Consider the following 13315-nt stretch of genomic DNA (forward strand, 5'->3'; position numbering starts at 1 on the left):
GGTTCGGGCATTTCCACGAAGGGCGCACCATTGCGCAGCGCCCCGGGTTTGCGCTGAACGACTGCCAGATAGTGGCGCCAGTCATAGATGACGCGCCCCGGCTGGCGGTGCGACCGGTCGATAATGCGCTCATGCGTGCAAATCACGTGGCCCTCGGCCACAACCACCAGCCGCTCAGGGTAGATATGGCGCATCGGTGCATGAGTTTCAGGCGGATTGGCCTGACCCTGATATGACGATTGCCCAGCCGCCCCGACCGCCCGCCCCGGTCATGTCTGCAGATGAGTTTGCCCTGGCCTTTGGCCCTTGGGCTTCGTGGATCGAAACCGCCGCGAAGGTGATCGTTTCGGCTTTGCGCCTCAGATGGCAGGATGCCAAATGTGTCGCACATGGTCGCATTCAAGCGTTTTTATATTGGCGGGTTTTTTGGCGGGTAAATCCGCTCAACGGCAATAAATATAAATAAAATCAATGTCATATGGCGGAGACGAAGAAACCCAGCTGAAGGAAGCGCTTTCAACCATCCTCAACATCGATGGCGGTGACGGGCTGACCTACGACACGGCCAATTTGCCGGCCGTCGCGATCCGCGAAGATCAGATGTACGGCGGTATGCGCCTGCGCACGAGTGCGTTCTTGGGAACAACCCAGATTCCGATCCCTTGCTGCGCCGCCAGCGGAAATGGCTACTGGCTTTCCTCGTGGTCCGAACGCCGCCCGGAACAGCGGGTGATCCTATCGATGCAGCGCCGCAGAAGAGACCGGAGCCCCTCGCTTTCCAGCGCCGCGCGATCCATCCGCGCCTGGCTAAGGCCGTCGCCTTGCACGAAAACGATGCTCGTCCTGCAGCGCTGCTTCGCGCGGTCGCTGGCCAAGGGACCAAGGCGGCCGGTCAAGAATGGCGGCGCGTACCAGTTTGGGTCAGGATTCGGCGACAAGATGGGCGTCCTCCGGGTTCCACCAGGCATAGAGGTTCTGGCCCATCCCGATCGGCAGATCGGCGAATTCGTCGTGCCCCTTCTGGACGCGGATTTCCTGGCCCTGGGAGGTTTCGAGATAAAGCGTGGCGGTGGCGCCGACGAATTCCTCGCCGATGACCCGCACGGGCACGACATTGACCGCGCCCGCGGGCACCGTCACGCTGAGGTGGGTCTTGGTATCGAGAACGGTCATGGTCGCCGTGTCGCCCACCGTCTGGCCTGCGTCAGGCGCAAGCCGCAGCTCGCCGGCCGGGGTATCGAGCGCCAGCCCCCCGCCCGCCGCGCGGACCTTGCCGCTGAAAAGGTTGGACGAGCCAAGGAAATCGGCGACGAACCGGGTGCGCGGGGTGCGGTAGATCTCTTGCGGGGTGCCGATCTGTTCGATCTTGCCCCGGCTCATGATCACCACGCGGTCGGCCATCGAGAACGCCTCGGACTGGCTGTGCGTTACATAGACGAAGGTGATGCCGGTTTCGCGCTGAAGGTTCTTCAGGACCGACTGCATCCTCACCTTCAGCGCCGCGTCGAGTGCCGAAAGCGGTTCGTCAAGCAGCAGGATCTCGGGTTCGACCACCAGCGATCTGGCGAGCGCCACGCGCTGACGCTGGCCGCCGGAAAGCTGGGCGATATTGCGATCGGCGAATTCACTGATCTGCATCCGCTCAAGCCACTGTTCCGCCCGCCGCCGCCGCTCGGCCTTGCCGACGCCGCGCATCTTCAGCGCGAACTCGACGTTCTCGCGCACATTCAGGAAGGGGAAGAGCGCGAGGCTTTGCCACACCATCGGCGTGTCGCGGCTCCAGGTTGGCAGGTCGTTTATCGGCTTGCCGGAAAGACGGATCACCCCTTTGCTCGGCGCTTCCAGCCCCGCCAGCATCCTGAGCGTCGTCGTCTTGCCACAGCCGGACGAGCCCATGATCGCGAGGAACTCGCCCTTGCGGATCTCGAAATCGAGCTTCTGGACGGCGACGAAACTGCCGAAGCGTTTGACGACGCCTTCGAACGAAACGAGCGTGTCGCGTTGCATGCTTTACTCCTTGTCGGCGGGCGTGGCGCTGCGGCCTGACAGCAGAAGCTGCGCCAGGATCACAAGCGTCATGGACAGGACGAAGACGAAAGTTCCGATCGCGTTGATCCGCGGGCTGACCTGACCTTGCAGGAAGCCCAGCACCTTGACCGGCAGCGTCTCGTTCAGACCCGAGACGAACCATGCCACGGCGAATTCGTCGAATGAGACGGCCATGGTGATGAAGAGTGCGCCAAGAATGGCGGGCATCGTGAAGGGCACGATGACGTGGCGCATCGCCTTCCATTCCGACGCGCCGAGGTTCCAGGCCGCAGGCTCAAGCGCCGGGTCCATCTGCGACAGCCTGAGCCTGATGATGGCCATGGCAAAGGGGGCGCAGACGACGACATGCGAGATGATGACCGAAAGCGCATTGCCCGACAGGCCGACCCGGGACAGATAGGCGAGCATGGCGAGGCCAAGGATGATGACCGGGATCGTTGGCGGCAGAAGCGCCAGGGCCAGATAGACCTGCTTGCCGAAGAAATTGTAGCGATAGTCGGTATAGGCGGCGCCGAAGCCAAGTGCGGTCGATACCACCCCGACGATCACGCCGACAAACAGGGTGTTGCGCGCGCCTTCCCAGACCAGCGGGTCGGTGGCGACCGCGCGATACCAGTCGAGCGTGAAGTGACCAAGCGGGATCGAGGGGAAGCGGTCCGAGTTGAAGGAGAAGACGAAACTTGCCGCGATCGGCGCGAAGACGAACGCATAGGCAAGCACGATATAGGCCATCAGCGCCCAGTCGACGGCCCGGTTGCGGTTGGGATCGGCGGACGCGCTCATTTCGACTTCCCCTTGTAGGCGAATTTCACCGCGACAAAGGCCACCGCCAGAAGTGTGGCGATCATGGTCAGCGCGATGACCGCGGCGCGGGGCCATTGCTGGCCGGATTTCGTGGTGTCGGTGATCAGGATCGACAGCGTCGTCGGCTCGCCCCCGCCCAGATAGATCGGGCTGACGAAATCGCCGAACGACAGGATGAAGCAGAAAAGAGCGGCGATGACGAGGCCCGTCCGCGCCGACGGAATGATGACGGCAAAGACCGTGCGCAGGCGCCCGCAACGCATGTTATGCGCCGCCTCGATCAGCGTGCGGTCGATGAAGACAAGGCTGAAAAGCTGGAGGAGCACGACCAGCGGAAAGCTGAGCGTCAGGTAGCCGATCATCGTGGCGCCGACGGTGTTCAACAGCGGCAGCGGCCCAAGACCGACCCATCCAAGGGTGACGTTGATGATGCCCGAATCCGACAGGAAGATCTGCCAGGAATAGACACGGACGAGGTAGCTCGTGAAAAACGGGATGACCATCAGGAAGACGGCCCAGCGGCGGGCGGTGTCGGAAAGCTTGAAGGCGATGGCATAGGCCGCCGGGAAGGCCAGCACGCTTGTCAGGAACGAGGCAGCAGTGGCCAGAACGAAAGTCGTGCCATAAGCCTGCCAGAATACGGCGCGGCCATACATCGTGGTCCAGTTCACCGTGTCGAAATCCGGCCGCATCGCGAAGTTCTTCACGGTCCAGAACGACAGCGCGACAAGAAACAGCAGCGGAAAGACAAAGAACAGGATCTGCCAGACGAGAAGCGGCAGCGAGAAGGTCAGGCCGTAAAGCGTGATCGGGCGTCGCATAGGCGGGCGCTCTCCGGTTGGTGGGTACAGGCCAGCAAACAGCTGTTGTTGGCCTGTCTTTGCACTGGCGGCGGATCAGGCGCCCTTGTATTCCGACCAGAAGTCGTTCCAGTCTTCGAGGCTTTGCTGCACCGGCCACTGGCGGAACTTGATGCGCCCGGCGCGGATCATTTCGATCGCGTTGCCGGCGTCCTTGGTCATCCCCTGGCGTTTTGCCTCATCAGGGTTTTCGGCCTGCAGCACTTCCCAGCCCTTCTGGTTCGGGATCAGCGCGGGATAGGCGGCCATCTGTGCAGATTTCGCCTGACCCTTGGCCGAGGTGATGTACTGGATCCACTTCTTGGCGAGGTCGGCTTTCTGCGACCCCTTCCCGATCGAGAAGCATTCCGACCACTGCAACCCGCCCTGTTCGGGAATGATCGAACGCACCTTGGCGCCATTCTTTTCCAGAACCCCTGTGATCCAGTCACCGATACCACAGAAGGCAAGCATCTGACCGTCGTTCAGGGACGAGAAGGTGCCGCCATAATCGAAGAAGCCGCCGATCTGCGGCCTGAGCGTCATGGTCTTGTCCTTCACGGCCTGCCAGGCCGCTTCGTCGATATCATAGGGATTCGCATTGCCGTTCAGCAGGCTCATCTGCCCCAGGTTCGGCAGGTGCCAGTCGAAATGACCGACTTTGCCGGTCAGTTTCGGATCCCAGAAAACATTGTAGTTGGCGGCCTCGGCCTCGGTAAGCGCATCGGTGTTATAGGCCACGCCGAGGAAGCCAAAGCGTGTGACCAGCGAGAAAAGCTTACCGTCGCTCCAATTGCCCGGGAAGTTCTGGAATTCCGGGAAATAATCGGTCAGATCGTAATCGTTCGGATCCAGCTCCTCGACATAGCCCGCCTCGTTCAGCGCCAGCACATATTCGGCGTCGGACAGGATCACGTCGAAGGTGCCGGGGGGCGATTGCGAGATCAGGCCCAGCATGTTGTCGCCGCCAGTATAGTATTTCGGCACGAACTTGACGTTATTCTCGGCCTCGAACTCGGCAACGATATCGGGTTCGGCATGGCCGTACCACGCCAGCATGGTCAGTTCCGTCGCCTGCGCGAAGGCGCGGCGTGACAGCATCGGGGTGGCCAGAACGGCGGCTCCCGAGGCAAGCAGTGAGCGACGCGTCAGGCCGGTCGCGGCCTTCTCAAACTCTGACATCTCAGTAGCTCCCTGTTCTCGTTGTTCTGGATTATGGATTGACGAGAGGTTAGGAGATCGGCGCGTCCGAACAAAATACGTTCTTGAAATTCATTGATAAGCGCGCGTTATGGCGCAGGATCGACAGACTAGCCCGTGACGGTTTGCACACCTGATCCGACGCTTTCCAGGCTGGCCACAAGGTCGCTGACCAGTTGCAGCCCGGCCGCCGATAGCCGCGGATGCTTGTAGAAAAGGCCGATTCGCAGCGGCTCCAGCTTCGGGAAACCTTCGTCTTCGCGCAGCTCGCGCATGCCGGACAGCATCGTGGCATGGGTCAGGGCCGTGACGCAAAAACCGTTCAGGACAGCGTTCTGCAGGCCCGAGATGCCCGGCCCGGTATAGATGATCCGCCAGCGGCGTTCGGCCCCGTCGAGCGCCTCGATCATGCGCGAGCGGTAATCGCAGCCCTCCAGATGCGCGCCAAGCGGGACAGGGCGCGTGTCCGGCAGGTCGAGCGTCTCGGCCGCTGCCCAGATCGGCTGCTCGACCCAGGCGCGCGACAGATAGGGCATCCGCGCCGTCGGCATGGTGGCGACGATGATGTCGAGGTCGTCCGAGCGCAGGTGCTGGTGCAGTTCGCGGCTGAGGTCGCAATAGATCTCGAGATCGACCTCGAGGTGATTGCGCCGGAACGTGGTCAGCGTGTTCTGAAGGAAGGCCACGGCATAGTCGGTCGGCAGGCCGATGCGCAGGACAGCGCTCATTTCCGCGCGATGGAAATAGCGCACGGCCTCATCGTTGATGCGCATCATCTCGCGCGCATAGGACAGAAGCGCTTCGCCGGCCGGTGTGGGCGAGATCGCGCGGCCTTCCTGCGACAGAAGCGGCGAGCGGACGAGGTCCTCAAGCCTGCGGATCTGAAGCGAGATCGCCGGCTGGCTGCGCCCCAGCACCGCCCCGGCCTTGGAATGGCCGCCAAGCTCCACCACCGCGATGAAGGTCCGCAGAAGATCAGTCGGCAGGTTTGTGAGCAGCGCCATGGATTTGCCCCGCCAATGGAAGCATTGGGACAATATATTTTTCAAATGCTTGTCAGGCAACTTAGATTTCGGTCAGCTCTCCAAAAGGTCAGGTCATCATGAAACACGCAACTGCTTTTGCCGCAGAACTTACCTGGCCCGACTACCACGCCGCAGTCCGAAACGGCCGCACGCCGATCCTGATCCCCATCGGCTCGATGGAGCAGCATGGCCACCACATGCCGCTGCATGTTGACGTGCTCTTGCCGACCGAGTTCGCCCGCCGCGTGGCCGAAGAGGTCGGCGGTCTTGTCGCGCCGCCGTTCACCTACGGCTACAAGTCGCATCAGAAATCCGGCGGCGGCAATCATCTCCCCGGCACGACAAGCCTTGACGGCGCGACGCTGGTAGCCTCGCTCAAGGATGTGGTGAAATCTTTCGCGCGGCAGGGCGTTCGTAAGATCTGCCTGGTGAACGGGCATTTCGAAAATTCCTGGTTCATCGTCGAAGCGATCGATCTTGCCCTGCGTGAACTGAACTGGGACGGGATCACCGATATGAAGGTCGTGGTGCTGTCCTACTGGGATTTCGTCCACAAGGAAGCAATCGCGAAGCTTTACCCCGATGGCTTCCCCGGCTGGGACGTCGAGCATGGCGGGGTTCTTGAAACCTCGCTGATGCTGGCGCTTTACCCGCATCTTGTCCATCTCGACCGCGCCGTTGATCACGCCCCGGCGACCTTCCCGCCTTATGACGTCTATCCGATCAAGCCGGAATGGACGCCCCCGTCCGGCACGCTGTCATCGCCGAAAGAGGCGTCGGTCGAGAAAGGGCATATCCTTCTGGAGGTCTGCACCAAGGGCATCGTGACAGCGCTGCGGACGGAATTCGTCTAGCCCGACTTTTGCCACGGGCGACCTGGGGACCGTTCCGGTCCCCTTTTTCTTTGGCGAGCCGGTTTCACCCTGTCGGAGAACAGCCAACGGGGGCCAGCTTTGCCAGCCCCCGTTCCCGCTCATGGACGCGGCTTAGTTCCTGATGATGTTGTGTTCGGGTCCGAAGGGGAAGCCGGTGATGTTCTCGGCCCCGGTCTCGGTCACGATCAGGATGTCGTGCTCGCGGTAGCCGCCCGCGCCCGGCATACCCTCGGGCAGCATCACCATGGGCTCCATCGACACGACCATGCCCGGCTTGAGCTCGGTCTCGATATCCTCGCGCAGCTCCACCCCCGCCTCGCGGCCGTAATAGTGGCTGAGCACGCCGAAGGAATGGCCATAGCCAAAGGACCGGTACTTGAGCAGATCCCACTGCCGGTACATGGCGTTCAGCTCCAGTGCGATCTCGTTGCATTTGGCGCCGGGCTTGATGAGATCCAGCCCCCGGCGGTGAACGGCAACGTTCTTTTCCCAGATATCGAGGCTCGCATCATCGACGCTGTCGCAGAAAAGCGTGCGTTCCAGCGCCGTGTAATAGCCGAAGATCATCGGGAATGTGTTGAGCGACAGGATATCGCCCGACTTGATCTTCTTGTTTGTCACCGGGTTATGTGCGCCATCGGTGTTGATGCCCGACTGAAACCAGGTCCAGGTGTCCATGAGTTCGACGAAGGGGAAGGAATTGGCGATCTCGCGGATCATCGCGTTGGTCCCGGCAATGGCCACCTCATGCTCCGGTACGCCTGCCGCCACCGCGCCCGCGACGGCCCAGCCGCCGACGTCGCAGATGCGGGCACCCTCGCGGATCAGCTTGTGCTCCTCCGCCGACTTGATTGAACGCATCCACATCGAGGGCTGGGCGATGTCGACGAACTCGACCCCCGGCAGTGCCGCTTCCAGCGCCTTGCGATAGTCAAGGTTCACGTGGTCGAACTCGATCCCCAAACGCTTCACGCCCGGCGTCAGCTGCCGCACCGCGCGGTAGAAATTGTCGCGCCGCCAGTCGGTGTAGGTGATGTTGTTGCCAAAGCTGCGCCGCCACGGCTGCCCGCCGTCGATTCCGGCCGAGATCGTCGTGGCATTGTCCTGGGTGATGACCATGCCGTATTTGCGGCCAAAGTAGCAGTAGAGCCAGCCCGAGTAATAGTTGATGCAATGGTAGGAGGTGAACAGCGCCGCATCGACGTTGTTCTTGGCCATCCAGCCGCGCACATCGTCCTGACGGCGCTTCATCTCGGCGTCGGAGAAGGGTGAAAAGTCCTTGTCCCCGTTGTGCCACTCCATGACGTGCAGCATGTCATCTGTCATTTTTCGATCCCTCAGGCTGTTCAAAGGCGCTGGGGTGACAATACGTCCGGGGCACGACGCGCAGAAATTTGTTCTGGAAATCGTTCCATTTGCGCCAGTTCTCGGTGTTGGCACCGGGACGGAAGCTTCACGCGCACCCCGTCGCGCGCATCAGCGCTGCCCTGGACGCGCATCTGCCGCCGCAGGTCAGGCGCAGCCGGGCGACCGCATGCGGCAAAAGATCGCCGGCATGACAAGATCGGCTTGCCGAAGCTGGTGCGGCGGCTGATCCGCGGTCTTTCTCAGGCGCGGTCTGATCCGAAGCTTCAGCGGCGACCCGGCGGCGCGTCACCCAGTGACAGGCGCTGAACGAACTCTGTCGGAAGAACGACCGAGGCCGGACGAATGCCAGTTTCCAGCCAGCCCAGCAGCGCCTCGCCGGCATTGGCGCCCATGCGCCGGTGCGGGACCCTTACGGTCGCCAGAGGCGGGAAGACAGCGGTGGCCAGTTCGATATCGTCAAAGCCCGTCACCGACAGGTCAGAGGGCACCTCGACCCCATGCTGCCGCGCCGCCCTGAGGCAACCCGCCGCCAGGACATCGTTTCCGCAGATGATCGCCGTCGGGCGGCGGTCGGACTGCAGCAGCTGCGTGGCTGCCAGTTCGGCATCCTTCACAGTATAGTGGCACTCGATCAGGTGGCCCGGCGACAGCGACAGCCCGGCTTTCGCCAAAGCCTGGGATACGCCTTGGATCCGGTCGCGGGCACGATCATTTCCCTGCGCAATGCCCGCGATCATCGCAATGTCACGATGGCCGTGACCGATGACATTGTGCGCCACCTCTGCCGCGGCGGCGATATTGTTAAAGCCGATCGTCGGATGCTGTGCATCGGCTGGTGCGGACCACAGTACGACAAAGGGCACACCGCGGGCGTCCAGCAACTGATAGGCGCCGGGCAGACGGTCATTGCCAATCAGGACCAGCCCATCGACGCCGCGCGCCAGGAGCGTGCGGATCTGGGCCTCTTCATGCGTGGGCGAATATTGCGAGGTGGCCACCAGCAAGGTCACGTTCCGCGTCGCCAGCGTCTCTTGCAGGGCTTGCAGCGCGCGGGCAAAGATCGCGTTCTCCATCGTCGGAATGATCGCGCCGATGGTGTTGGTGCGGTTCGAGGCCAGAGCCTGACCGCCGAAATTCGGCGTATAGCCCAATTGATTGACCGCCTGTTCAACCGCCAGCCGCGTTGCCTCGCGGACGCGGGCGGGGCTGTTCAGGCTACGCGACACCGTCGCGGTCGATACGCCGGCCAAGCGCGCGACATCGTCGATGGTCGGGTGGCGTCGGCCGGGTGTGGGATGCGCGTCCTCGGGCATGTGGCGAAAATCCTAAAATTTTCTCATCGTCGGGTGTAAGCGCTTGCAATGCAATATGTAAGCGCTTACATTTTATCCACCGAGACGATTCGTTCACAAGAGGAGGTGTAACGATGAGACTGTTCGGACTGATTGCCTATGGCGTTTGCGGCCTGCTTTTTCTGGTCTTTGTCGCAAATCTTGTCCTGGCTAGGGGCGGTGCCCCGCTTTTCGGCACCTCTTCCGAGGCGCTGACACTGCTGATCGCCGCAGGCCTTTTCGGGGTCGGCACATTGGTCAGCGAGCTGCAATCAAGAAACTGACGACAAGTCATCTCAACGGGAGGAGAGAGAACATTGACCGAAGAATCCGAAACGACCTGGAAGGCCGCCGCCTCGCGGCGCAATTTCATGAAACTGGCCGGGGCAGGTGGCTTTACCGCCGCCGTCATGGCCTCGGCCGCCGGCATGTTGTGGTCGACCGAGGCCGCCGCCCAGATGGCCAATGAAGAACGCGACCGCGAAAAGGCCGCCGAACATGTGATGACGCTGGCCACGGCCTATGTGATGACCGCGGATCGCAGCTATCCGATCATGCAGCTTGACCTGAAAGAGAACATCCAGAACGCCACCCGTGGCAAGGTCTATGTCAAGCTGGCGCCCGCCGGGCAGCTGGGTGCCGCGAACGAGTTGGTGCAGAAGGTGCAATCCGGCACGATCCAGGCGGCGCAGCACTCGATAGCGAACTTCGCGCCCTTCGCGCCGGTCGTCGATCTGATCAATCTGCCCTATCTCTGCGGCTCGAACCAGCGCTTCATCAACCTGACCTATTCCGACGTCTGGAAGGACCGCGTCCATCCCCAGGTCGAGGCGCGCGGCTTCAAGACGCTATTCTATGCGGTGATCGACCCGCGCGTGGTCGCGATCCGCAAAGGCGGGCCCGATGCGGTTCTGACGCCCGGCGACCTGAAGGGGGTTAAGTTCCGCGTCCCGGGGTCCGAGATGTTGCAGACCTATTACCGGCTGGTTGGTGCCAACCCGACGCCGATCGCCTGGGGCGAGACCCCATCGGCGATCCAGCAGGGGGTTGCGGATGCTCTGGACCCGGCGGTGGGCGCACTTTATGTCTTTGGTTTCAAGGACATGCTGAGCCATATCACCTTTACCCAGGCTGTGCCCGACGCGCAGGTCTATTCCTGCAATCTGGAATGGTACAATGCGCTGCCCGAGGACGTGCGCGCAGCCGATCCCCGAGGGCTGGGCGCTGGACGATCAGGGGCGCCCGACCACCGATCCGAAGGCGGCACTGGCTGGGACCATGATCCCGATGGGCGACGCCAAGGGAACCGCGCTGGCGCTGATGGTCGAGTTGCTGGCGGCCGGTCTGGTCGGGGCGAATTTCGGGCACGAGGCCTCGACCTTCCTCGGCGCCGACGGTTCCCCGCCCGGTGTCGGCCAACTGATCCTTGCCATCGACCCCGGCGCTTTTGCTAGGGTGGGTCAGGGCCATATCTCTAAGCTGGCCGCCGCGCTGGAACAGTGGTCGGAATGGCGGGACGCATCGGCATCGGGCGCAGCCTCGGCTGCGCTTGACCGGATCGACGACCTGGCCCAAGCCATAGAGACCCAACCCGGCGCCCGATTGCCGGGCGCGCGCCGGCACAGCCTGCGCAGAGAGACGGCCGTAACGGGCATCCAGATCGATGACGACCTGATGACCCAGATCCATGCGGCCAGTGAAACGGTGACGGAATAGAGCAAGATGACAGCAAACCTGCCCGACAAACCCTCCCGCCGCCTGTCAGACCGGCTTCCCTGGCCCGATCGTGGTGCCGCTGCGAAGCTTTTCCCGGGCGTTGCAGTATCGATCCTTGTCGCCATCACGGCACAGTTCCTGTCCGAACATTACGGCGCGCCCGCGATGCTGATGGCGCTGCTGCTGGGTCTGGCGCTGAACTTCCTTGCCGAGGATGGCGCGCGGTCGCGGCCGGGGGTGGAGTTCTCGGCAAAAACCATCCTGCGGCTTGGCGTGGCGCTGTTGGGCGCGCGCATTTCCACGCAGATGCTCGCCGATCTGGGCGGCCCGATGATTGCGCTGGTCATTGCGGGCATTGCGGCGACGATTCTGTTTGCGCTGCTGGCTGCGCGGCTGTTCGGGCGCGGCTGGCGGTTGGCGCTGCTGACCGGGGGCGCCGTCGCCATCTGCGGCGCCTCTGCTGCCATGGCCATCGCCGCCGTCTTGCCCAAGACCGAGAAATCCGAACGGAACCTTGCCTTCACCGTCCTGTCGGTCACGCTGCTGTCGACCGTCGCCATGATCGCCTATCCGCCACTAACCGCAGCGCTTGGCCTTCGGGCGCTGGAAACCAGCGTCTTCCTCGGCGGCACCATCCACGATGTTGCGCAGGTCGTCGGAGCGGGCTTCTCGATCAGCCCCGAGGTCGGCGAAACCGCGACCTTGGTCAAGCTGATCCGGGTCTCGATGCTGGCGCCGGTGGTGCTGGTCTTTTCGCTGGTGATCCGCGCAGGCGGGTTGGCGAAAGAGGTTCCCGATGGAATGCACCCGCCGCTATTGCCGGGCTTTGTGCTGGGCTTTCTGCTGTTGGCCGTCCTGAACTCGGTCGGTGTCATTCCCGAAACGGTTGCCGATCTGGCCGGGACGCTTAGCCGATGGGCGCTGCTGATCGCGATTGCCGCGGTGGGGATCAGGACATCGGTGTCAAAGATGCTGGATGTCGGCGGCACCGCCATTGCCCTGATCGTCATCGAGACCATCTTTCTGGGCCTGTTCATTCTGACCGGCGTAAGGTTGATCGGATAGCAAATCCCGGGATCTCTACCTCGTGCCCGTTCTGAATTGTTTGCGGAAAGGAGGACCTGATCAAAGGACACCCACCGACGTTGCGCCTTCTGCCAAACCCAGTTTGAGTTCTCCTCTGGCCCAAGCGAAAGGAGCAGAGATGAAGCGCAGCAGGTTCACCGACGAGCAGATCATCGGCATTCTGCAAGAGCACGAGGCCGGTGTTTCGGTCGCCGATCTGTGCCGCAAGCACGGCGTCAGGGATGCGACCGTCTACAAGTGGAAGGCCAGGTATGGCGGCATGGATGTCAGCGAGGCCAAGCGCCTGAAGGGCCTCGAGGACGATAACACCCGTCTGAAACGACTGCTGGCCGGTGCGATGCTCGACAATGGCGCGCTGAAGGGTTGCAACGCCATGACCTTCATCAGCCGCTCCACCGTGCAACGGGTGATGTCGCGCCCATCACGGCGCAACAGGTGCCAGACCTTGCGCGCGCCATATCGGCCCCTGCTACCATCGAAGACCTGCTTGATGGCGGTCATGTCCTCCCGATCCTGCCTCGCCCGATCCGATGCCCGGGCGCGATCACGCTCCACAGCCTTGAAACTGTAGAACGTCGATGGTGCGATCCCAGAACCCGGCAGATCGGCCCGACACCAAAGACGCCACGGTGATCGTCGAGAAACGCGATCATTTGCGGAACGCGCGGTCGAACTCCGCCGCAGCGAAATATGCGCTGGCCTTCTTCAGGATCTCGTTAGCCTGGTGAAGTTCCCGGATCTCGTGCTCCAACTCCTTGATCCGGTTCTTCTCCGCGCTCGTCAGCCCGCCGCGCTCTCCGCGGTCACGCTCGGCCTGCTGGCACCAGACGCGTAGACTGTCGGGGGAGCGGCCAAGCTTCGGCGCGATTACCTTGTAGGCCGCACTGTCGCTGGCGTAATCGGTCCGGTTCTCCCTGAAAAGCCGAACACCGCGTTCGCGCAGCTCGGCTGGATAGGCGGGGGTGGCTCTTTGCTTCGTCATAGGGCTCATCCTTTGAGTGTTCCACTCTCCGGTAAACCTG

Annotated in this window: 12 protein-coding genes, 6 pseudogenes and 1 other annotated feature; of the genes and pseudogenes, 8 read left to right on the plus strand and 10 right to left on the minus strand. The window is 62.4% G+C overall.

Annotated elements, in window-relative coordinates; translation table 11 throughout:
• Positions 1–185 (minus strand): annotated as a pseudogene (locus DFP89_RS11195) (IS21 family transposase); the annotation flags it as partial.
• Between the two features lie 47 nt (positions 186–232).
• On the opposite strand from DFP89_RS11195, the gene DFP89_RS20135 reads away from it, so the two are divergent.
• Positions 233–466: a hypothetical protein gene (locus DFP89_RS20135; RefSeq protein WP_147273306.1), complete on the plus strand. Its 234-nt coding sequence runs from the start codon at positions 233–235 to the stop codon at positions 464–466.
• A gap of 455 nt (positions 467–921) precedes the next feature.
• Here DFP89_RS20135 and DFP89_RS11200 read toward each other — a convergent pair whose 3' ends face one another.
• From DFP89_RS11200 to DFP89_RS11220, 5 genes are all read right to left on the minus strand, one after another.
• On the minus strand, positions 922–2007 hold the full coding sequence (locus DFP89_RS11200; RefSeq protein WP_114349485.1) for an ABC transporter ATP-binding protein: 1086 nt from the start codon (positions 2005–2007) through the stop codon (positions 922–924).
• 3 nt (positions 2008–2010) lie between these two features.
• Entirely contained in the window at positions 2011–2832 is an 822-nt protein-coding gene (locus tag DFP89_RS11205) for an ABC transporter permease (RefSeq protein WP_114349486.1), read from the minus strand.
• Entirely contained in the window at positions 2829–3674 is an 846-nt protein-coding gene (locus DFP89_RS11210; protein ID WP_114349487.1) for an ABC transporter permease, read from the minus strand. Before DFP89_RS11210 ends, DFP89_RS11205 begins: the two co-directional genes overlap by 4 nt.
• A 75-nt stretch (positions 3675–3749) precedes the next feature.
• A complete protein-coding gene (locus DFP89_RS11215) occupies positions 3750–4874 on the minus strand; it encodes a polyamine ABC transporter substrate-binding protein (RefSeq protein ID WP_114349488.1) in 1125 nt (374 codons plus the stop codon).
• Positions 4875–5002: 128 nt separating this feature from the next.
• The gene (locus DFP89_RS11220; RefSeq protein ID WP_114349489.1) at positions 5003–5896 is read right to left on the minus strand and encodes a LysR substrate-binding domain-containing protein; all 894 of its coding nucleotides are present in this window, start codon (positions 5894–5896) and stop codon (positions 5003–5005) included.
• A gap of 98 nt (positions 5897–5994) precedes the next feature.
• Here DFP89_RS11220 and DFP89_RS11225 point away from each other — a divergent pair, with 98 nt between their 5' ends.
• Entirely contained in the window at positions 5995–6771 is a 777-nt protein-coding gene (locus DFP89_RS11225) for a creatininase (RefSeq protein WP_114349490.1), read from the plus strand.
• A 132-nt stretch (positions 6772–6903) separates the two neighbouring features.
• Here the strand turns inward: DFP89_RS11225 and DFP89_RS11230 are convergent, their stop codons facing one another.
• Together DFP89_RS11230 and DFP89_RS11235 are read right to left on the minus strand one after the other, a co-directional pair.
• Positions 6904–8118, minus strand: coding sequence for a M24 family metallopeptidase (locus DFP89_RS11230; RefSeq protein ID WP_114349491.1), 1215 nt, complete (start codon positions 8116–8118; stop codon positions 6904–6906).
• 305 nt (positions 8119–8423) lie between these two features.
• Positions 8424–9473: a LacI family DNA-binding transcriptional regulator gene (locus DFP89_RS11235; RefSeq protein WP_114349492.1), complete on the minus strand. Its 1050-nt coding sequence runs from the start codon at positions 9471–9473 to the stop codon at positions 8424–8426.
• A 113-nt stretch (positions 9474–9586) separates the two neighbouring features.
• Here DFP89_RS11235 and DFP89_RS11240 point away from each other — a divergent pair, with 113 nt between their 5' ends.
• The 6 genes and pseudogenes from DFP89_RS11240 to DFP89_RS11260 all read left to right on the plus strand — a co-directional run.
• A complete protein-coding gene (locus DFP89_RS11240) occupies positions 9587–9775 on the plus strand; it encodes a hypothetical protein (RefSeq protein ID WP_114349493.1) in 189 nt (62 codons plus the stop codon).
• 87 nt (positions 9776–9862) lie between these two features.
• A pseudogene (locus DFP89_RS11245) lies at positions 9863–10690 on the plus strand (TRAP transporter substrate-binding protein); the annotation flags it as partial.
• Positions 10668–10925: pseudogene (locus DFP89_RS20785) on the plus strand (Ldh family oxidoreductase); the annotation flags it as partial. The pseudogenes DFP89_RS11245 and DFP89_RS20785, both read left to right, overlap by 23 nt.
• 21 nt (positions 10926–10946) lie before the next feature.
• The gene (locus tag DFP89_RS20525) at positions 10947–11207 is read left to right on the plus strand and encodes a hypothetical protein (RefSeq protein WP_220269832.1); all 261 of its coding nucleotides are present in this window, start codon (positions 10947–10949) and stop codon (positions 11205–11207) included.
• Positions 11208–11213: 6 nt separating this feature from the next.
• A complete protein-coding gene (locus tag DFP89_RS11255; protein WP_114349494.1) occupies positions 11214–12272 on the plus strand; it encodes a YeiH family protein in 1059 nt (352 codons plus the stop codon).
• A 139-nt stretch (positions 12273–12411) separates the two neighbouring features.
• A pseudogene (locus tag DFP89_RS11260) lies at positions 12412–12654 on the plus strand (transposase); the annotation flags it as partial.
• A 2-nt stretch (positions 12655–12656) separates the two neighbouring features.
• Here the strand turns inward: DFP89_RS11260 and DFP89_RS21160 are convergent.
• Positions 12657–12755: pseudogene (locus DFP89_RS21160) on the minus strand (IS3 family transposase); the annotation flags it as partial.
• Positions 12756–12872: 117 nt separating this feature from the next.
• Positions 12873–12988, minus strand: a sequence feature (AL1L pseudoknot).
• Between the two features lie 80 nt (positions 12989–13068).
• Positions 13069–13284: pseudogene (locus DFP89_RS21165) on the minus strand (IS3 family transposase); the annotation flags it as partial.
• Between the last annotated feature and the right edge of the window lie 31 nt (positions 13285–13315).

Origin of the sequence: Paracoccus lutimaris, from assembly GCF_003337565.1 — a bacterium.
In the GTDB taxonomy this organism is placed as follows: Bacteria; Pseudomonadota; Alphaproteobacteria; order Rhodobacterales; family Rhodobacteraceae; genus Paracoccus; species Paracoccus lutimaris.